Annotated in this window: 17 protein-coding genes and 1 pseudogene; 5 read left to right on the top strand and 13 right to left on the bottom strand. The window is 61.6% G+C overall.

Annotated elements, in window-relative coordinates; translation table 11 throughout:
• Positions 1-27 precede the first annotated feature (27 nt).
• From MOV76_RS17490 to MOV76_RS17440, 11 genes are all read right to left on the bottom strand, one after another.
• Complete coding sequence (locus MOV76_RS17490; protein WP_018448675.1) at positions 28-1,068, bottom strand: DUF3445 domain-containing protein; 1,041 nt, start codon at positions 1,066-1,068, stop codon at positions 28-30.
• A gap of 31 nt (positions 1,069-1,099) precedes the next feature.
• Positions 1,100-2,065, bottom strand: a complete 966-nt coding sequence (locus MOV76_RS17485; RefSeq protein WP_247264974.1) for a PDR/VanB family oxidoreductase — start codon at positions 2,063-2,065, stop codon at positions 1,100-1,102.
• A complete protein-coding gene (locus tag MOV76_RS17480) occupies positions 2,062-2,667 on the bottom strand; it encodes a dimethylamine monooxygenase subunit DmmA family protein (RefSeq protein WP_247264973.1) in 606 nt (201 codons plus the stop codon). Before MOV76_RS17480 ends, MOV76_RS17485 begins: the two co-directional genes overlap by 4 nt.
• Before the next feature lie 11 nt (positions 2,668-2,678).
• Positions 2,679-3,812, bottom strand: a complete 1,134-nt coding sequence (locus MOV76_RS17475; protein WP_247264972.1) for an aminomethyltransferase family protein — start codon at positions 3,810-3,812, stop codon at positions 2,679-2,681.
• Between the two features lie 169 nt (positions 3,813-3,981).
• On the bottom strand, positions 3,982-4,866 hold the full coding sequence (purU, locus tag MOV76_RS17470) for a formyltetrahydrofolate deformylase (RefSeq protein WP_018246141.1): 885 nt from the start codon (positions 4,864-4,866) through the stop codon (positions 3,982-3,984).
• 95 nt (positions 4,867-4,961) lie between these two features.
• The gene (gene glnT / locus MOV76_RS17465) at positions 4,962-6,269 is read right to left on the bottom strand and encodes a type III glutamate--ammonia ligase (RefSeq protein WP_018246142.1); all 1,308 of its coding nucleotides are present in this window, start codon (positions 6,267-6,269) and stop codon (positions 4,962-4,964) included.
• Between the two features lie 80 nt (positions 6,270-6,349).
• Positions 6,350-7,678 (bottom strand): FMN-binding glutamate synthase family protein, encoded by a 1,329-nt coding sequence (locus MOV76_RS17460; protein WP_003548137.1) that lies wholly within the window; start codon positions 7,676-7,678, stop codon positions 6,350-6,352.
• Positions 7,679-7,692: 14 nt separating this feature from the next.
• Positions 7,693-8,379, bottom strand: a complete 687-nt coding sequence (locus MOV76_RS17455; RefSeq protein WP_247264971.1) for a GXGXG domain-containing protein — start codon at positions 8,377-8,379, stop codon at positions 7,693-7,695.
• A 38-nt stretch (positions 8,380-8,417) separates the two neighbouring features.
• The gene (locus tag MOV76_RS17450; RefSeq protein ID WP_247264970.1) at positions 8,418-9,326 is read right to left on the bottom strand and encodes a glutamine amidotransferase family protein; all 909 of its coding nucleotides are present in this window, start codon (positions 9,324-9,326) and stop codon (positions 8,418-8,420) included.
• A gap of 88 nt (positions 9,327-9,414) precedes the next feature.
• Positions 9,415-10,098: a helix-turn-helix domain-containing protein gene (locus MOV76_RS17445; protein ID WP_018246144.1), complete on the bottom strand. Its 684-nt coding sequence runs from the start codon at positions 10,096-10,098 to the stop codon at positions 9,415-9,417.
• Positions 10,099-10,176: 78 nt separating this feature from the next.
• The gene (locus MOV76_RS17440) at positions 10,177-11,136 is read right to left on the bottom strand and encodes a GlxA family transcriptional regulator (RefSeq protein ID WP_028732535.1); all 960 of its coding nucleotides are present in this window, start codon (positions 11,134-11,136) and stop codon (positions 10,177-10,179) included.
• An 87-nt stretch (positions 11,137-11,223) separates the two neighbouring features.
• On the opposite strand from MOV76_RS17440, the gene MOV76_RS17435 reads away from it, so the two are divergent.
• Genes MOV76_RS17435 through MOV76_RS17420 form a run of 4 tightly spaced genes read left to right on the top strand, consistent with a single transcriptional unit; the run spans position 11,224 to position 16,260 of the window.
• Positions 11,224-12,474, top strand: coding sequence for a sarcosine oxidase subunit beta family protein (locus MOV76_RS17435; protein ID WP_247264969.1), 1,251 nt, complete (start codon positions 11,224-11,226; stop codon positions 12,472-12,474).
• A gap of 12 nt (positions 12,475-12,486) precedes the next feature.
• Positions 12,487-12,768, top strand: coding sequence for a sarcosine oxidase subunit delta (locus MOV76_RS17430; RefSeq protein WP_247264968.1), 282 nt, complete (start codon positions 12,487-12,489; stop codon positions 12,766-12,768).
• Positions 12,765-15,722, top strand: coding sequence for a sarcosine oxidase subunit alpha family protein (locus MOV76_RS17425; protein ID WP_247264967.1), 2,958 nt, complete (start codon positions 12,765-12,767; stop codon positions 15,720-15,722). The genes MOV76_RS17430 and MOV76_RS17425 overlap by 4 nt, the downstream gene beginning before the upstream one ends.
• Positions 15,715-16,260 carry a sarcosine oxidase subunit gamma gene (locus MOV76_RS17420; RefSeq protein ID WP_018246149.1) on the top strand — a complete coding sequence of 182 codons (546 nt, stop codon included), beginning with the start codon at positions 15,715-15,717 and terminating at the stop codon, positions 16,258-16,260. The genes MOV76_RS17425 and MOV76_RS17420 overlap by 8 nt, the downstream gene beginning before the upstream one ends.
• A gap of 22 nt (positions 16,261-16,282) precedes the next feature.
• On the opposite strand, the pseudogene MOV76_RS17415 reads toward MOV76_RS17420, so the two are convergent.
• Positions 16,283-16,525: pseudogene (locus tag MOV76_RS17415) on the bottom strand (CpaF family protein); the annotation flags it as partial.
• Here MOV76_RS17415 and MOV76_RS17410 point away from each other — a divergent pair.
• On the top strand, positions 16,509-17,234 hold the full coding sequence (locus MOV76_RS17410) for an FHA domain-containing protein (protein WP_309506199.1): 726 nt from the start codon (positions 16,509-16,511) through the stop codon (positions 17,232-17,234). The pseudogene MOV76_RS17415 and the gene MOV76_RS17410 sit on opposite strands and share 17 nt — an antisense overlap.
• 110 nt (positions 17,235-17,344) lie before the next feature.
• Here MOV76_RS17410 and MOV76_RS17405 read toward each other — a convergent pair whose 3' ends face one another.
• Positions 17,345-18,436: an acyltransferase gene (locus tag MOV76_RS17405; protein WP_247264966.1), complete on the bottom strand. Its 1,092-nt coding sequence runs from the start codon at positions 18,434-18,436 to the stop codon at positions 17,345-17,347.
• Between the last annotated feature and the right edge of the window lie 91 nt (positions 18,437-18,527).

The following is an 18,527-nucleotide window of genomic DNA, read 5'->3' as shown; positions in this document are numbered from 1 at the left end:
CGTTTTATCTCGCACATTCGCTGCGCCTCAGTCCGGATAGATGCCGGGGCTGGTTGGCGCCCCGTCGTCATATTTGGAAAGCCAGTCGATCGTCGTCTCGCGGAAGCGGGTGAGGCCCTTGTAGTCGATGAGCTCGGGCGGCAGCGTCTTCAGCACGCGCGGAAAGCGGCGCGCCCATTTCGGCACGGTGACGAGCTCTTCCATGTTCATCAGGTAGCAGCGGATGACGAAGAGGATGGCGTTCGAGCGCGGCAGGCGCCAGAGACTCTGCAATTCGACGCGCAGATGCACCTTTTCGCCGACATTCTCCGGCGTCACCGTCGTGCGGTCAGGCCCCCACTTGTGATAATTCTCGGGGCTGGTGTCGAGCCGCGGATTGATCGTCATTGTCCAGTTGAAGCGCCGCGTCGGCTTGCCCTGCTGCAGGTTTAGCAGGAATTTCAGCGCCCGGTCGAAGACGCCGATCTGGTGGGCGAGCGGCACCGGCCCGTGCCATTCCATGAAGTTCATGCCGATATCGAAATCGAGCGACCAGTCGGCCTGCGTCGTCACCATCCCGGCGTCCATCCAGAGATTGCTGTCGCGCTGGTCGACGATGCAGAAATCGCCCTGGGCCTGGCGGGTGATATATTCGAAGGGCTCGTAGGGCAGCGTCGAAGCATCGCCGAAGGTGAAGCTGTCGTCGATGCCGAGCGGGCGGTTGATCCAGCGCCACTGGTCGCCGTTGCGGATCAGCGTGAAATGGTCGGGATACCCTGCCGCCTGCTCTTCCATCAGCAATTCGAGCGTGTCCCATTGGGCACTCATCATGTGCGGCAGCGCCTGGTAGCGCAGCGGATCTTCCTTCAGGACGAGGGCCCGGTCGTGCATCTCGGCGACATAATGCTCGTCGACGTCGATCAGGCTTTCGTAGACGGTTCCCGCCCGGCCGTGCACATGCGGCTCCATGTTGACCGAATACATGTATTCGTCGCGGTCGAAGGGAAACGGGAAACGCCGGATGTTCTCGGGGCTGTTCCGATAGCTGAAATCGTTCCGGAAGGTTTCCTGCTTGAAGACGATTGCCATGTCCGGTCTCCTTGTTCCGCTTCCGATGCCGCTAGAGATCAAGATGCAGCGTGTTTCCCTCGAAGCGGGAAACGCAGATCATCACCTTGCGGCCGGATGCTTTTTCTTCGCTCGTCAAATAGACGTCATGGTGCAGCAGCTTGCCGTCGCAGGTGACGACCCCGGTTTCGCATTGACCGCAGGCGCCGCCGCGACAGAGGAAGGGCGCGTCGACGCCCGCCGCCTCGATCGCCTCCAGCATGCTTTCGTGATGGCCGACCTTCACGGTCTTGCCGGACCGCAGGAGCTCGATCGCGAAGGGCTTGCCGGGCAGCGACGACAGGAACCGTTCCGAATGCAGGTTCTGTTCCGGCCAGCCGGCGTTGAGGCCGGTTTTCAGCACGCCGTCGATCATCCCGGACGGGCCGCAGACATAAAGATGCGTGCCGAGCGGCTGGCTGTCGAGCAGGCGTGTCAACGGGATAGCGCCGCCTTCGGCGTCGCAATAGATCTTGATGCGATGTCCGCCGTAGCGCTCGACGAGTTGCTGCCAATAGGCGCCGCGGTCGCGCGTGCGGATGGCATAATGCAGCTCGAAATTGGCGCCCTCGCGGGAAAACTGCTCCATCATCGCGATGAAGGGGGTAATGCCGATACCGCCGGCGATCAGAAGGTGCTTGCGTCCGCGCCAGTCCGGCTGGAACAGGTTGACGGGATAGCTGACCTTCAGCTCATCGCCTTCGCTGAGCTTCTCATGCATGAAGGTGGAGCCGCCGCGTGAACCCTCGACATGCAGCACGCTGATCTCATAGGCTGCGCAATCATGCGGCGGCGACATCAGCGAATAGGCGTTGCGGCGCATATGGCCGCCATCGTTCATCGAGACGATGACATGCGCGCCGCCGGAGAAATAGGGCATCGGCTTGCCGTCCAGGCGCTCGAAACGGAAACGCTTGACGCGCTCGGCGATCGGCGTGATCCGCGTCACGCGGACAGGAATTTCAGTGCCACCGCTCAAAGGAACAACTCCTCCGGATCAGGCGCGCTGCCCGGTTCTTCCGCATCGATATTGACGCCCTGGAAGGCGGCGAGCCGCCGCGAATAATGGTCGCGCACCAGAAGCAGCAGCCCGCAATGGCTGCAGGCAAAGGGGCTGGTGGTGACGTCATCGGTGATGCCCTTGCAATGGACGCATTGCACACGCCGGGCCAGCGAGCCGCGATGCTCGGTGATGACGGAGGCATGGTCCATGCCGTAATCGAGCGCCACCAGCATTGCCTGGCCGATGAAGCCTTCCGTGCCCGATAGATAGAGCCGCGTGCCCATATGGGCGGTGGCAAGCGAACCCTTCAGTCGGAAGAGCAGCGTTGCGATGGTCGGCGCCGTGAAGAACATGTCGGCGCCGAGGCGGCGCAGCGCCTCGTCCAGGCCGGACCCTTGAGAGCCGCGGGCGACATAGAGGATTTCACTACGGGAAAGCGCCGTTTCGTCAAGCGCCGGCTGCTGATCGAGGAGAGCCTTGGCGCCCTCCCCTTCGAGCGCGAAAATGTGCCGCCGGGCGCGCGGCTGGATGGTCAGGCCCGTGTAGACTGGTCGGCTCTTGATGCCTGCAACGAGCATTCGCGTGCTCCTTAACCTACGGCGGTCCTCTTCTTCTTCTCCGGATCGTCGAAAGGAAGCGTGTGGGCAGTGGCGCCTGCCATCACGGTCTTGCCGCGGACTTCAAGTTTCGTCCCATGCACCGCCTTGTCAACGTCCAGACGAGCAATCGCCATGGATTTCTGCGTCAGCGACGAATAGCTCGGGCAGGTAATGACGCCGACCTTTTTTCCGTCGGCAAAGACTTCGTCGCCGAGATCGGCCGGTCCGTCGGCATCGATCAGCATGCCAAAGATCTTGAAGCGTTCCTTGCCCTTCAGGCGAGCATGTTCCTCGGCGCCACGGAAGCCCGTCTTGCCGGGGCTGACGGTAAAGTCGAGGCCGAGTTCCCAGAGGCTGTCGCCGGGCGGCTGATTGGCGAAGGGATACATCTGCGAATTGTCATAGGGATAGAAGAGCAGGTAGCTTTCGACCCGCAGCATGTCGAGAACGGAGAAGCAGCAGGGGATGATGCCCATTTCCTTGCCTTCCTCGACGATCCGATCCCAGACCATGACGGCGTCCTGGCCGCGCACGAAGATCTCGTAGCCGCGTTCGCCGGTATAGCCGGTGCGCGAGATCATCACCGGTGCACCGAACAGCGTCGTCTGCATGTGGTGGAAATATTTGAGGTCGCGGATGCCGGGCACATATTTGGCGAGATAGTCGACCGCGATCGGACCCTGCAGCGACAGGTCGTGCAGGTCGTCGTCGAAGAGGACGGCGCAATTGCGGCCCGCAGCCTGCTTGACGACCTCTTCGTGCCCAGAGCCGGAGCCATGCACCAACATCCAGGAATTCGGGCCGGTGCGATAGACGATGCAGTCGTCGGTGAAGTGGCCGCGGTCGTTCAGCATGGTCGCATAGACTGACCGGCCGGGGTAGATCTTCGTCAGGTCGCGGGTGGTGATGGAGTCGAGCACGGCGATGGCGTGCGGGCCGACCAGGTGCACCTTCTTCAGGCCCGAGACATCCATGATGCCGGCCTTGGTGCGGACGGCGACATGCTCTTCCGACATGTCCTTGTCGTAGGTCCAGGCGGTGCCCATGCCGCTCCAGTCCTCGAGCTTCGATCCCAGAGCGCGATGCCGATCCGCCAAGACGGAGAAACGCCATGATAAAGCCATTGTCCGTTCCCTTTTGTTTCCTCTACGGAATATTTATTTCCTGACTATATAAGTCTTTCGCGCCGTGGCAAGCCCGCCCGGCATGCATTTCCCAAACTTTGATGGCACCTCCGCAACCTTAACGCTCTGAATGATGGATGCGGCGAGGCTACTACTGTCGATGCACGTCTCAACCCATGCGTTCGGAGGCGTAGCTGCCGGGGCTTGCCGGAAAGACCACGGTGCGGTTGCCGTTGATGAAGGTGCGGTGATGGATATGGGCGTGGATGGCACGCGCCAGCACCTGGCTTTCGACGTCGCGGCCGATCGAGACGTAATCGTCGGGCGACTGTGCATGGGTGATGCGGGCCGTGTCCTGCTCGATGATCGGGCCTTCGTCGAGATCGGCGGTGACGTAATGCGCTGTCGCCCCGATCAGCTTCACGCCGCGGCCGTAGGCCTGCTTGTAAGGATTGGCGCCCTTGAAACTCGGCAGGAAGGAATGGTGGATATTGATGATCCGGCCGGACATCTTCTGGCACATCTCGTCCGACAGGATCTGCATGTAGCGGGCGAGTACGATCAACTCCGTGCCGGTCTGCTCGGCCACCTCCATGATACGGGCCTCGGCCTGCACCTTGTTGGCCTTGGTGACGGGAATATGGTGGAAGGGAATGTCGTGGTTGACCACGACCTTCTGGTAATCGAAATGGTTGGAGACGACGCCGACGATATCGATCGGCAGCGCGCCGATCTTCCAGCGGTAGAGCAGGTCGTTGAGGCAATGGCCGAAGCGCGACACCATCAACAGCACCTTCATGCGCTTCTCGCTGTCGTGAAAATCATAATCCATTTCGAAAGGAGCGGCGACGGCAGCAAAGCCGGCGTCGATATCCGCACCCGAAAGCCCCTCTTCCGAAATGAAGCTGACGCGCATGAAGAACTTGCCGGTATCGAGATCGTCGAACTGCGAGCTGTCGATGATGTTGCAGCCCTTGTCGGCCAGATAGCTCGAAATCGCCGCGACGATGCCGCGTGTCGATTTGCAGGATACGGTGAGTACGAAGTTCTTCATGCTGTCACTTTCTTCGCCATATCAAGTGCAGAAGGTCCGATCACGCCGGAGCTTGTTCGCCCTGGCGCGTCAGGTCATTGGGGGCATCCAACCACTCAGATGTCGAGCGTGCTGTCGCGTTCCCACTGGGTGAAATGCGAGCAATAGGCATTCCATTCCTGATGCTTGAGCTTGAGATAGGCGGCGGAAAACTCGGCCCCGATCGCCTCCTTCAAGCCTTCGTCGGCATCATAGGCACGCAGCGCGTCAAGCAGGTTGAGCGGCAGGCGCGGCGCGTCCTTCACCAGATGCCCCTCGGCATACATGTCGATATCGTAGTGCCGGCCGGGATCGGCCTGGCTGCGGATGCCGTCGAGGCCGGCCGCGATGATGATCGCCTGCAGCAGGTACGGGTTGACCGCACCGTCCGGCAGGCGCAATTCGAAACGTCCCGGCCCCGGCACACGCACCATGTGAGTGCGGTTGTTGCCCGTCCAGGTCACGGTGTTCGGCGACCAGGTCGCGCCCGATGTCGTGCGCGGCGCGTTGATGCGCTTGTAGGAATTGACCGTCGGATTGGTGATCGCGGCAAGCGCGGAGGCGTGTTTCATGATGCCGCCGAGGAAGGTTTTCCCCTGAGCGGAAAGCCCAAAGGCCATTTCCTTGTCCGCGAAGGCGTTTACCTTGCCATCGATGTCCCAGACCGAGATGTGGGCATGGCACCCGTTTCCGGTCAGGCCTTTGAAGGGCTTCGGCATGAAGGTGGCGCGAAGGCCGTGCTTTTCGGCGACCGACTTGACCATGAACTTGAAGAAAGAGTGCTTGTCTGCCGTCTGAAGAGCGTCGTCATATTCCCAGTTCATCTCGAACTGGCCATTCGCGTCCTCGTGGTCGTTCTGATAGGGCTTCCAGCCGAGCTCGAGCATGTAGTCGCAAATCTCGGCGATGACATCATACCGACGCATCACGGCCTGCTGGTCGTAGCAAGGCTTCTCGGCTGTATCGAACTGGTCTGAAATCACCGAGCCGTCAGAAGAGATGAGAAAGAACTCGGGCTCCACGCCGGTTTTCACCCGGAGCCCTTCTTTCGCAGCTTCAGCGACCAGTCTTTTCAGCAGCACACGTGGCGCCTGTTCGACAGGCTTATCGTCCATGACGCAGTCGGCGGCAACCCATGCGACGTCTTTCTTCCAGGGTAGTTGGATCACCGAGGAAGCATCGGGAACCGCGAACAGGTCGGGATGGGCAGGCGTCAAATCGAGCCAGGTCGCGAAGCCCGCGAAGCCGGCGCCATCTTTCTGCATATCGGCGATGGCTTCCGCGGGGACCAGCTTGGCGCGTTGGCCACCGAACAGGTCGGTATAGCTGATCATGAAATATTTGATGCCTTTGTCTCTGGCAAAAGCAGCAAGGTCCAGTGTCATTCTCGTTCCCCTTTGGATTTCTTGGAGACACTTTGGTTATGGATGCGAGACGGCCGGGACGTTTGCCCGGCCGGTAGAAATCAGTAGCCTCCCTTGCCGGGATACCAGTTTGTGCCGGCGAGCGGGATCTGGGCCATGGCGGCCGCCTCCATCGTCAGGGCGCAAAGATCTTCCGGTTCCAGGTTGTGCAGGTGGTTCTTGCCGCAGGCGCGCGCAATGGTCTGGGCTTCCAGCGTCATAACCTTCAGATAGTTGGCGAGACGGCGGCCGGCGGCGATTGGATCAAGCCGCTTCATCAGTTCCGGGTCCTGCGTCGTGATGCCGGCCGGATCTTTGCCTTCGTGCCAGTCGTCATAGGCGCCGGCCGTCGTGCCGAGCTTTTGGTATTCTTCTTCCCAGTGCGGATCGTTGTCGCCGATCGCAACGAGCGCCGCCGTGCCGATGGCAACGGCATCGGCACCGAGCGCCAGTGCCTTGGCCACGTCGGCGCCCGAACGAATGCCGCCCGAGATGATCAATTGCACCTTGCGATGCATGCCGAGATCCTGCAGTGCCTGGACCGCGGGGCGGATGCAGGCGAGCGTCGGCATGCCGACATTCTCGATGAACACATCCTGCGTCGCGGCGGTTCCGCCCTGCATGCCATCGAGCACCACCACGTCGGCCCCGGCCTTTACGGCCAGCGCTGTGTCGTAATAGGGACGCGCGCCGCCGACCTTCACATAGATCGGCTTTTCCCAGTCGGTGATCTCGCGCAGTTCCAGGATCTTGATTTCGAGGTCGTCCGGGCCAGTCCAATCCGGATGGCGGCACGCCGAGCGCTGGTCGATGCCCTTCGGCAGGTTGCGCATGTTGGCGACGCGATCGGAGATCTTCTGGCCGAGCAGCATGCCGCCGCCGCCGGGCTTTGCGCCTTGACCGACTACCACTTCGATCGCATCGGCGCGACGCAGGTCCTTGGGATTCATGCCGTATCGCGACGGCAGATACTGGTAGACCAACGTCTGTGAATGGCCGCGCTCTTCATCGGTCATCCCGCCGTCGCCTGTGGTGGTGGAGGTTCCGGCGATCGTCGCGCCGCGTCCAAGCGCTTCCTTGGCATTGCCTGACAGGGCGCCGAAGCTCATGCCGGCAATGGTGATCGGCGTCTTCAGGTGAATGGGCTTTTTGGCAAAGCGCGCGCCGAGGACGACCGACGTGTCGCACTTCTCGCGGTAGCCTTCGAGCGGATAGCGCGAGATCGATGCGCCGAGAAACAGCAAGTCATCGAAATGCGGAACCTTCCGTTTGGTGCCGGCGCCACGGATGTCGTAAATTCCAGTCGCCGCAGCACGGCGGATTTCCGCCAGCGTGTAATCGTCGAAGGTCGCGGACTTGCGCGGCGGGGTATAGGGGTTGTGATAGCTCATGATGGTCCCTCGCCTTAATATGCGTCAGCGTTGTCGATATTGAAATTGTAAAGCTTGCGGGCGGAGCCGTAACGCTTGAATTCCTCGGGCCTCACTTCGGTCACGCCCGCCTTTTCGAGAAGTTCGGCCAGCTTCGTCAGATGCTCCGGACGCAGCTCCTTTTCGATGCAATCCGCACCCAGGCTCTTGACCGAACCGCGCACGAAGAGCTTCGCCTCGTAGAGCGAATCCCCAAGCGCATCGCCGGCATCGCCGAGCACCACGAGGTGGCCGGACTGGCCCATGAAGGCGGACATGTGGCCGATATTGCCATGAACGACAATGTCGATGCCCTTCATCGAGATGCCGCAGCGTGACGCCGCATTGCCCTTGATGACAAGGAGGCCGCCGCGGCCGGTTGCGCCGGCATACTGGCTGGCATCGCCCTCGATGACGACTGTTCCAGACATCATGTTTTCCGCAACACCCGGACCTGCCGAACCGTGAACGGTGATGGTCCCGCCGTCGTTCATGCCGGCGCAATAATAGCCGACGGACCCCTTCACGTCGACCGTGACCGGCGCATCGATCCCGACGGCAACCGAATGGCTGCCACGCGGATTGACGACTTCGAAGGAAAGATCGTTCGAACCGTTCTGGATGTTGTGCAGGGCGCTGTTGAGTTCGCGTAACGGCGTAGTGGCAAGATCAATGACAGGCATGTTTCAATAACCCTTGGAGAATGCGCATGAGGTGCCGGTCAAGCGACCTTCTGGTGATCCCAGAAATAGACGGTTGCAGGCTCCGGCTCCCAGACCCGGGCATTCTCGATGCCGGGCAGATTGACGAGCGCCCGGTATTCCGAACCGAATGCGACATACTGGTCCGTTTCGGCCATGACAGCGGGCTTGCAGGCAATTGCGTCGCGCACGACGCCGAAGCCGGACTTCGTACCGACGACGAAGGTGAAGAAGCCGTCGAGGTCATCGACCGCGCCTTCCAGCGCCTGGCCGAGATTCTTGCCCTTGGCCATCTCTGCGGTCAGATAGGCAGCGGCGACCTCGGTGTCGTTTTCTGTTTCGAAGGTCATGCCTTCGCGCTTCAGCTCGCGGCGCAGATTGTTGTGGTTCGAGAGCGAGCCATTATGCACCAGGCATTGGTCGGAGCCGGTGGAGAAAGGATGGGCGCCGAGCGTCGTGACGGCCGATTCCGTCGCCATGCGGGTATGGCCGATGCCGTGGGTGCCGGCCATTGAATTGACCGCGAAGCGGGAGACGACATCCTTTGGCAGGCCGGTTTCCTTATAGATCTCGATGGCGTCGCCGCTGCTCATGATGCGAACGTTCGGACGCAGTTCCGCAACGGCTGCCTTGCCCGCGTCGAGCAGGTCCTTCGCAAGCGTGATGACGGCATGCGTACTCTTCACCTGGATGGCGACCGCTGCGCTAACCGCCTGGCCGAGTTCGGCCTCGAGGCCGGCGAAATCCTTCTTCGGATCGGCCGACTGGATGGTGATCTTGGCATTGTTGCCGCTGGCGTCGCCATAGATCGCGATACCGGCGCTGTCCGGCCCCCGATCCGTCATCGTCACCAGCATGGACGACAGGAGCGCGCCGAGCTCCGGTTCGAGACTTTTATCCTTGAGGAAGAGACCCACAATTCCGCACATGACCAGACCTCCATTCGTGTTGAGAAAGGACTAGCAGGTCTGTTTTGGGATTTCAACTCGGAAGAAAGATTTTTTCTTTTAAGGCAAGTCAGCCTTTCGAGCTCCGCTGAGGATAGGTGATGATCGAAAGGTACTTGCTAGGCAGTTTCACCAGCTGCTCCGGCCCATGCGGTGCATCGGCATCGAAGAACAGGCTGTCGCCCGGCTCCATCTGGAAAAGCTGGTCGCCATGGCGGTAAACGACCACGCCTTCCAGCATGTAGAGAAATTCCATGCCCTCGTGCTGAAAGGTCGGGAAGGTGTCGGAATCGGCCGTCAGTGTGATGAGATAGGGCTCGACAATGACGCCGCTGGTATTGTTGTCGATATGGCCGAGCAGATTATATTGATGGCCGGCGCGCGTGCCGCGCCGTTCGAGCTCGATGCCCTGCCCCGCCTTGACGAAGACGGCATTGCGCGGTTCCTCATAGCGGCGAAAAAAGGCAGTCAGCGGTACGCCGAGCGCCCGCGACAGTGATTGCAGCGTCGTCAACGACGGCGAGATGTTGCCGTTCTCGATCTTCGACAGCATGCCGAGCGAAATGCCGGTGGCGGCGGCCAGATCGGTGACCGTGATGCCGAGTTTCTTGCGGTAGGCGCGCACCTCATGGCCGATCGCCATTTCGAGGTTGTTTTCCTTCGGCTCGCGAACGGCGTGCGGGTCCTGGGAAAAGGGAGCGCGTCCGCTAGGCGCCTGTTCCGGTTGCTCTGCCGCTTTACGGTTGGATTTCATGGGTTTTCCACTGCCGCCTTTTCTTTTGTCCAAGACAACCTATCGTCATAGTGAAAATTTCTCAACCGTGAAGAAAACCTATTCCCGCCGCGCTTCGCGCGGAGCGATGCCGTAGAGGGCACGGAACATCCGGGAAAAATGGCTCAGACTGGAAAAACCGGTAGCCACCGCGATTTCCGAGACGGAAAGCGGGCTCTGTTTCAGCAGACGATGGGCATGCTGCAGCCTGATCCTGCGGTATTGATCGAGGAAGGTGGTATTGAGCTGCGCCGCAAAGAGCCGGTCGAGATGGCGGGTGGTGACGCCGGCGATGCGCGCCATGGCGGCACGCTCGAGCGGCATCTCGATCGTCTCCTCCATCCGCTCGAGAACGCTGAGCAGACCGGGATGATAGACGCCATAACGCTCCGCCAGCGAGGCGCGCTGGGGTGCGGCGGGTTCGTTGACCTCTGTATGAAGATACCAGTCGCTGACGCGGCGGGCGAAATCCGGCCCCATGCGCTCGGCGATCAGCACATGCATCATGTCGAGCGGTGCGATGCCGCCGCCGCAGGTAATCCGGTTGCCGTCGATCATGAAGCGCGCCTGGCGCGGCGTGAGGTCCGGGAAGGCTTCAAGAAGGGCTGCGGCATGCTCCCAGTGGATAGTGAAATCGCGGCCGCCAAGCAGACCGGCAGCGGCCATCAGATAGGGGCCGCCCGAGATGCCGCCGATCCTCACACCTTCGCGCGACAGCTGCCGCAAGCAGGCAAGTACGCCGGGATACCGCCAGTCGCGGGGCAACCCGCCGGCGCAGACGAAGGCCGTTCCGAGCCCCCCGCCCCTGACGGGCAGAGGTTCGGCGGGGACGCTGACGCCCGAGGAGGAAAGCGCCGGCGCGCCATCGGGCGAGAAGATCTGCAGCCGATAGATCTCACGTCCGGCCAAGAGATTTGCCGCCCTGAGCGGCTCGGTCGCCGAGGCATAGGACATCAGCGCAAATCCCGGGATAAGGATGAAGCCGATCGTCTGGGCATTTCTGCTATCAAGTGAGGACATGTCTCTTTCTTAGCGATTGATGTCCCTATTGTGCAAGTCAGCGCCCCTCTTTCTGGCATCATGAACGTGTTCTTTCCGGGGTGACCCATGCGCTATTCCGCTCTTTCGATTTTCCTGAACGGCCTTCGCGGCAACAAAAGCTGGGCTCCTGCCTGGCGCGACCCGGCGCCAAGGCCGCATTACGACGTCATCATCGTCGGCGGCGGCGGCCATGGTCTTGCCACCGCCTATTATCTTGCCAAGGAATTCGGCGTCACCAATGTCGCCGTCCTCGAAAAGGGCTATCTCGGCTCGGGCAATATCGGCAGGAACACGACGATCATCCGCTCGAACTATCTGCTGCCGGGCAATAATCCCTTCTACGAGCTGTCGATGAAGCTTTGGGAAGGACTGGAGCAGGACTTCAACTTCAACGCCATGGTCTCGCAGCGCGGCGTGCTCAACCTTTTTCATTCCGACGCCCAGCGCGACGCCTATACGCGCCGCGGCAACGCCATGCGGCTGCACGGCGTCGACGCCGAGTTGCTCGACAGGCAGGCGGTGCGCCGGAAATTACCCTTCCTCGATTTCGACAATGCCCGTTTCCCCATTATGGGCGGCCTGTTCCACCCGCGCGGCGGCACGGTGCGCCACGATGCGGTCGCCTGGGGTTATGCGCGCGGCGCCGATCAACGCGGCGTCGACATCATCACCCAGTGCGAGGTGACCGGCATCCGCAGCGAAAACGGCCAGGTGACCGGCGTCGAGACCAGCAAGGGCTTCATCGGCTGCGGCAAGCTGGCGCTTGCGGCAGCCGGCAACTCCACCGTCGTCGCCGACATGGCCGGCCTGCGGCTGCCGATCGAAAGCCATGTGCTGCAGGCCTTCGTTTCCGAAGGGCTGAAGCCGTTCATCGACACGGTCGTCACCTTCGGCGCCGGGCATTTCTACGTGTCCCAGTCGGACAAGGGCGGCCTCGTCTTCGGCGGCGATATCGACGGCTACAATTCCTATGCCCAGCGCGGCAATCTCGCTTCGGTCGAACATGTCGCCGAAGCCGGGCTGGCGATGATCCCTTCCTTGTCGCGCGTGCGGTATCTGCGCTCCTGGGGTGGCGTCATGGATATGAGCATGGACGGCTCGCCGATCATCGACCGCACCCATATCGACAATCTCTATCTCAACACCGGCTGGTGTTATGGCGGCTTCAAGGCCACGCCCGCCTCCGGCTTCTGCTACGCCCATCTGATTGCCCGCAATGCGCCGCATCAGACCGCCCGCGCCTTCCGGCTCGACCGTTTCGCGCGCGGCTACCCGATCGACGAAAAGGGCGTCGGCGCCCAGCCCAATCTGCACTGAGGACTTTCGACGATGGCAAGCCTGATTTCCTGTCCCCATTGCGGCGCCCGACCCAAGGAGGAATTTTCGATCCGCGGCGATGCCGGCCTTATCAGGCCGGCTCCGGATGCCGGTGCGGAGGCCTGGTTCGATTATGTCTATCTGCGTGACAATCCGAGGGGCCGGCACAGCGAATACTGGCACCACTCCTCCGGATGCCGCCGCTGGCTGATCGTCGAACGTGATACCGTCACGCATGCGGTCCACGACGTCAGGGACGCCGCCCTTTCCAAGCTCGGCGGAGGACCGGCATGACGAGCTTCCGTCTTTCCTCCGGCGGCCGGATCGAGCGCGCCACAACGCTCGGCTTCACCTTCGACGGCAGGCCGCTCGAAGGCCATCCGGGCGATACGCTCGCCTCGGCGCTGCTTGCCAACGGCGTCCAGCTGGTCGGCCGCAGCTTCAAATATCACCGCCCGCGCGGCATCCTGACGGCGGGGGCCGCCGAACCGAACGCGCTGGTGACGACAGGCAGCGGCGGGCGCACCGAACCGAATACGCGCGCGACGATGATCGAGCTTTACCAGGGGCTGACGGCAAAGAGCCAGAACCGCTGGCCCTCGCTCGGCTTCGATGTCGGCGCCGTCAACGGGCTGCTCTCGCCCTTTCTCAGCGCCGGCTTCTACTACAAGACCTTCATGTGGCCGGCGGCGCTTTGGGAAAAGCTCTACGAGCCGGTGATCCGCAAGGCGGCAGGCCTCGGCAGGGCCTCCTACGAGGCCGATCCCGACACCTACGAGAAATGCTGGGCGCATTGCGATCTGCTCGTGATCGGCGCCGGCCCTGCTGGTCTTGCCGCAGCGCTGACCGCCGGCCGCGCCGGTGCGCGCGTCATCCTCGCCGATGAGGGAGCCGAACTCGGCGGCAGCCTGCTTTCCGACCGCGGCACTGTTGACGGCAAGCCGGCGGACGCGCTTCTGGGAGAGCTGCTTGCCGAGCTGGCGAGCCTGGAGAACGTGCGCCGCCTGCCGCGCATGACGGTGTTCGGCTGGTACGACGACAATGTCTTCGGCGCCGTCGAACGGGTGCAGAAGCATGTGGCGATGCCCGATCCTGATCGTCCGGTCGAAAGATTGTGGCGCATCGTCGCCCGCCAGGCGATCCTTGCGACGGGCGCCGAAGAGCGGCCGCTCGTCTTCGGCGGCAACGATATTCCCGGTGTGATGATGGCAGGCGCCATGCGCAGCTATCTCAACCGGCAGGCGGTCGCGCCCGGCAGAAGCACTGTCATCTTCACTACCAACGATGCCGGATATCGCACCGCTGCGGATCTTGAAGCCGCCGGTCTTGAGGTTGCGGCGATCATCGACAGCCGAGGGGATGCGGCCAAGAGCTGGCAGGGTCGCGCCGAAGTGCTGAAGGGCGCAAGGGTCATCGATGCGTTTGGCGGCAAGCACCTGCGCGGCGTCAGCGTTGAGGCAGCAGGCGGCACCCGTCGGATTGAAGCGGATGCGCTTGCCATGTCGGGCGGCTGGAGCCCGATCATTCATCTTGCCTGCCATCGCGGTGCAAAACCGCAATGGTCGAACGAGGCCTCGGCGTTTCTTGCGCCTGTCCAGCAGGAAGGTCTGACCGTTGCCGGCTCGGCCGCCGGCCTGGTGCAAACCGCGACCTGCCTCGGGGATGGCGCCGCAAAGGCAGCTGCCGCGTTGAAGGCGATCGGTTTCGCATCGGCGGGGCCGGCCTTTGCCCCGGCGTCCGAGACGGCTGCACAGGCAAAGCCGCTCTGGTCGATCAAGGGCTCGAAGGGCAAGGCTTTCGTCGATTATCAGAACGACGTGCATCTCAAGGATTTGGGTCTCGCCGTCCGCGAAGGCTACGGCCATGTCGAGCTCGCCAAGCGTTACACCACAAGCGGCATGGCGACCGACCAGGGCAAGCTTTCCAACATCAACGCCATCGGCATTCTCGCCGAGGCGCGCGGCGTGTCTCCCGCCGAGGTGGGAACGACGACCTTCCGGCCCTTCTATACGCCGGTTTCCTTCGGCGCCTTGACCGGGGCGTCGCGCGGCAAACATTTCCAGCCGGCGCGCAAATCGCCGCTGCATGGCTGGGCTGAGAAGAACGGTGCGGTCTTCGTCGAAACCGGCCTGTGGTACCGTTCCTCCTGGTTCCCGCGCCCCGGCGAGACGACATGGCGCGAAAGCGTCGACCGCGAGGTGCTGAATATCCGGAAGAATGCCGGCCTCTGCGACGTCTCGACCCTCGGCAAGATCGAAATCTTCGGTAGGGATGCCGCGACCTTCCTCGATCGCATCTATTGCAACGGCTTCGCCAAGCTCGCCGTCGGCAAGGCGCGTTACGGCATCATGCTGCGTGAGGACGGCTTCATCTACGATGACGGCACCACCAGCCGGTTCAGTGACGACCATTTCTTCATGACCACGACGACCGCACTTGCCGCTGGTGTGCTGACCCATCTCGAATTCTGTGCCCAGACGCTCTGGCCGGAACTCGACGTCTGCTTCGCCTCCTCGACGGATCAATGGGCGCAGATGGCCGTCGCCGGGCCGAAGTCGCGCGCCGTCCTCTCCGAGATCGTCGACGGGGACATATCGGATGCGGCCTTTCCCTTCATGACTGCCCGCAAGGTCTCGCTCTTCGGCTGCGGGCTCGAGGGCCGGCTCTTCCGGATCTCCTTCTCCGGCGAACTCGCCTACGAGCTGGCCGTACCGGCCGGCTATGGCGAAGGCGTTGCCGACGCGATCATGGCGGCGGGCCAGAGACATGGCATCTGCGCCTATGGCGCCGAAGCGCTCGGCGTCATGCGCATCGAAAAGGGTCATGTCACTCATGCCGAAATCAACGGCACGGTGACGCCAGGCGATCTCGGTTTCGGCCGCATGGTTTCATCAACCAAGCCGGATTTCATCGGCAGGGCAATGCTGGCCCGCGAAGGGCTGCAGGACCCCGAGCGGCCACGCCTCGTCGGTGTCAAGCCGATTAATCCGGCGACCGGCTTCCGCACCGGCTCGCATATTCTTGCCGACGGCGTTGCGGCGACGCTCGAAAACGACCAGGGCTACGTGACATCAAGCGCCTTTTCGCCGGGGCTCGGCCATACGATCGGCCTGGCGCTCGTCAGGCGCGGGCCGGAACGCATCGGTGAAAAGGTGACGGTCTGGAACGGCCTGCGCAATGAATTCACCGATGCGGTGCTCTGCCATCCCGTCTTCATCGATCCTGAAAACGAGAAGCTCCATGCGTGATCTTCCGCAACATAAACCGGTTCTGGCCGGAACGGTCTATAACGGCATCTCGGAGGCAGGCATCCGGCTGGCAGCCCTGCCGGAGGGCCATCTCCTGCATGTGCTGGGCGCCATCGAGCCATCCGCGCTCGCCGCGGAATTGGTGAAGGCGGGCTTTGCTGAGAGTTCGATCCGCAAGGCGGGCTTCCGGCAATGGTTCGTCGCCGGCGACGAGCCGCTTGTCCCGGCCAGCCTCGATACTCTCGCCGCAGCGCTTGCGGGAAAGGCCTACGTCATGGACCAGAGCCACGGGCGCGTGCGTATCGGCGTTTCCGGCCGCTCTTCGCGGGCGCTTCTTTCAAAGGGAACTGCCGTCGATCTCGATCCTTCCGTCTTTCCGGAAGGCCATTCTGTAATGACGATGGTCGGTCATCTCTCGGTTCAGATCGTCCGCACCGGCGATGACAGCTTCGAGCTTACGGCGCTGCGCAGCTTTGCCGAAAGCCTGTGGGACGATCTCACCCATATGGCGGCGAGCGCTGAAAAGGATAGCGTCTGATAGAGCCGGGTTTCGATCGTTTTTAAGCTGTATGCGGCGCGGCGGCACCGACCCATTCGGGGCGCTCCGCGCCTTGAAGCTCTTCCATCGCATCGGCGGCAAAGCTTGGCACGACACCGGTCCACAGCAGTGCGCCATCGGGATTGGAATGTCCGTCGCCTTCGAGCTTGTAGATGCTTTCGACGATATACTGGCCGTCATTGTTCAAACCCTTGATCTCGGAAATCTCGATCACCCGGCGCCGGCCGGTGCGCTTGAAACGGGCGGAGCGGCAGAGCGACGGCGGCTTCATCATTCGCCGCATGGGGCTGAACCCGATCATGCTGCGCGGCGAAGCATTGTTGCAGACGGCGTCGCTGAAGGCCGGCGACAGCTTCCGTCTCGGCAAGGATGTAGAATTCCAGTTCGTCGTCAAAGCCGCCGCCAAGGAGGCGCCGAAGAAGGAGGCTTCCAAGGCAAGTGACGACAAGCCGAAAAAGTCGCTCCTCAAGCAGCCGGTCTTCCTGGCCGGCATGGGGGTCGCCTATCTCGCCATCGTCGGCATCATCGGCTACGTGATCCTGTCCGACAGCGGCAGCGCGGAAAGTGGCCCGACGGCAGAGCGCATCAATGCGGAAGCCGGCCGCATTCCGACATGCATCAAGAATGCCCGACGCATGCGCCAGGTTTCCGAGCAAAGCTTTAACGGCGCTGTCGGCGGCCGCGTCGGCAGGGATGGCGATGCAACCTATGCCGCCCTTTCGCTTGCAGCCGAACCGTCTGACGACGCGGCGCTGGCAAAGGCCGCCGAGCCGATCGTCGAGGCCTACAAGCGTACGGCACTCGCAGCCCTCGCCTCGGAAAATCGCGGCAACAATACGCTGGCGCAGAGCCTCTACCAGCAGACCTACGATCTCGTCCCCGACATCAACTGCTCGGCCGCGCGTTTCGCGCTGCAGCGCCGCGCCGCCACGAAGCCGCCCGCCCGCCGTTGATCGATGACATAAACTCGTCGAAGCGGTTTGCCGCAAGACGAGCGGTTGACCGACTATTCCCAGCGCACCCCATGTATTTAATGCGTACACCTGGGAAAGCCGACGCAAAGTTATCGAGCTCGACGGGTCCGCGTAGCCATCGTTTTGTCAACGAGACGAGCGGTCACATAAGCGAAACAAACGACCGCGCTGAGAAACACTGAGAATGCGATAGGGCTATTCAATCCAATCGACGCCGCAACCGGCTTGAAAACGCCGATCGCGCCTCGATGTAGGATGTAGATTGGGTAGGAGATATACCCAATCCATGTTGCCAACGCCTCTGCTTTTGCAGGCATCTCCAAAAAGAGGCCAAGCATTACGATGAGCGGCGCCAAGGCCATCGCGAACATCAGGTCGTAGTAAGGCCGCAGCACGACAGGAACCGGCGCCGCAATGCAAATCATCAGAAGAAGGCATGGCACAATGGCAGCCCAGCCCTTCCTCCAAGCGGGCATGCCGCCGAATAGACGGCTTACCACGACCCCTGCGGTAAATGAAAACATCACCCTTGGCAGGCCACCTACCGCTGAGGGCCACTCCCAGCCAATATTCAACATACCGTATTTAAAACCGACAAAAACCAAAAATGCAGCCGAGACCAATGCAACTCCGCAGAGGGCGCGGATAGAGAGCCGAAAAAGCCACAGGGCGAAGACTATATTCACCAACAGTTCCCAGAACATCGACCATGCTGGACCGTTGATTGGAAACATTCCTTGCATCGGGTTCGCTTGAAGGAAGTACATTGGGCTGGGCAGAAAGAACGTGTTCGCAGTCGTCGACACCAGCAGGTCGATGACACTTTGATTTCTCAGCCCCCAGCTTGTTAACAGAATGATCTGGATGAGGCCGACCAAAATTCCGATCAAATAGAGCGGATAAAGGCGCTTGATGCGGGCCGCCATAAACGACTGGAACAGCAGACCGCGCGAGAGTCGTTTTCCATAAATTTCGGCGATTATAAATCCGCTGAGAACGAAGAAAAAGTCGACTGCTAGATAGGCTGATGGCGCATAGCTCTCCCGGAAATGTGTAGCGACAACACAAATAGCGGCAAATCCGCGCATTGCATCGAGCGTATAGTAACGGTTGCGGTCGGCAACCGAGACTCCTACATCGTCCATCGCCTGTGGCGAATAACCGCGGTCGAGGCTAGTCATCTTATGGATTATCCTATTACGCGTTGTGTCTGAAGGGCGTTCGGATGCGGTGGATGAGAACGTCACCGAAGCGACGTTCTCATAATTTCAG

The sequence above is a fragment of the Rhizobium sp. PRIMUS64 genome, assembly GCF_023006465.1.
GTDB classification, from domain to species: domain Bacteria; phylum Pseudomonadota; class Alphaproteobacteria; order Rhizobiales; family Rhizobiaceae; genus Rhizobium; species Rhizobium leguminosarum.
This window is presented reverse-complemented; position numbering and strand designations above follow the sequence as displayed.

What these genes read in the sequence shown, in the direction of transcription:
- MOV76_RS17455 (WP_247264971.1), bottom strand. Translation starts at nt 8,379, where the DNA reads ATGCCTGTCATTGATCTTGCCACTACGCCGTTACGCGAACTCAACAGC.
- purU (WP_018246141.1), bottom strand. Translation starts at nt 4,866, where the DNA reads ATGAAGAACTTCGTACTCACCGTATCCTGCAAATCGACACGCGGCATC.
- MOV76_RS17440 (WP_028732535.1), bottom strand. Translation starts at nt 11,136, where the DNA reads ATGTCCTCACTTGATAGCAGAAATGCCCAGACGATCGGCTTCATCCTT.
- MOV76_RS17420 (WP_018246149.1), top strand. Translation starts at nt 15,715, where the DNA reads ATGCGTGATCTTCCGCAACATAAACCGGTTCTGGCCGGAACGGTCTAT.
- glnT (WP_018246142.1), bottom strand. Translation starts at nt 6,269, where the DNA reads ATGACACTGGACCTTGCTGCTTTTGCCAGAGACAAAGGCATCAAATAT.
- MOV76_RS17445 (WP_018246144.1), bottom strand. Translation starts at nt 10,098, where the DNA reads ATGAAATCCAACCGTAAAGCGGCAGAGCAACCGGAACAGGCGCCTAGC.
- MOV76_RS17460 (WP_003548137.1), bottom strand. Translation starts at nt 7,678, where the DNA reads ATGAGCTATCACAACCCCTATACCCCGCCGCGCAAGTCCGCGACCTTC.
- MOV76_RS17405 (WP_247264966.1), bottom strand. Translation starts at nt 18,436, where the DNA reads ATGACTAGCCTCGACCGCGGTTATTCGCCACAGGCGATGGACGATGTA.
- MOV76_RS17450 (WP_247264970.1), bottom strand. Translation starts at nt 9,326, where the DNA reads ATGTGCGGAATTGTGGGTCTCTTCCTCAAGGATAAAAGTCTCGAACCG.
- MOV76_RS17425 (WP_247264967.1), top strand. Translation starts at nt 12,765, where the DNA reads ATGACGAGCTTCCGTCTTTCCTCCGGCGGCCGGATCGAGCGCGCCACA.
- MOV76_RS17475 (WP_247264972.1), bottom strand. Translation starts at nt 3,812, where the DNA reads ATGGCTTTATCATGGCGTTTCTCCGTCTTGGCGGATCGGCATCGCGCT.
- MOV76_RS17430 (WP_247264968.1), top strand. Translation starts at nt 12,487, where the DNA reads ATGGCAAGCCTGATTTCCTGTCCCCATTGCGGCGCCCGACCCAAGGAG.
- MOV76_RS17480 (WP_247264973.1), bottom strand. Translation starts at nt 2,667, where the DNA reads ATGCTCGTTGCAGGCATCAAGAGCCGACCAGTCTACACGGGCCTGACC.
- MOV76_RS17435 (WP_247264969.1), top strand. Translation starts at nt 11,224, where the DNA reads ATGCGCTATTCCGCTCTTTCGATTTTCCTGAACGGCCTTCGCGGCAAC.
- MOV76_RS17490 (WP_018448675.1), bottom strand. Translation starts at nt 1,068, where the DNA reads ATGGCAATCGTCTTCAAGCAGGAAACCTTCCGGAACGATTTCAGCTAT.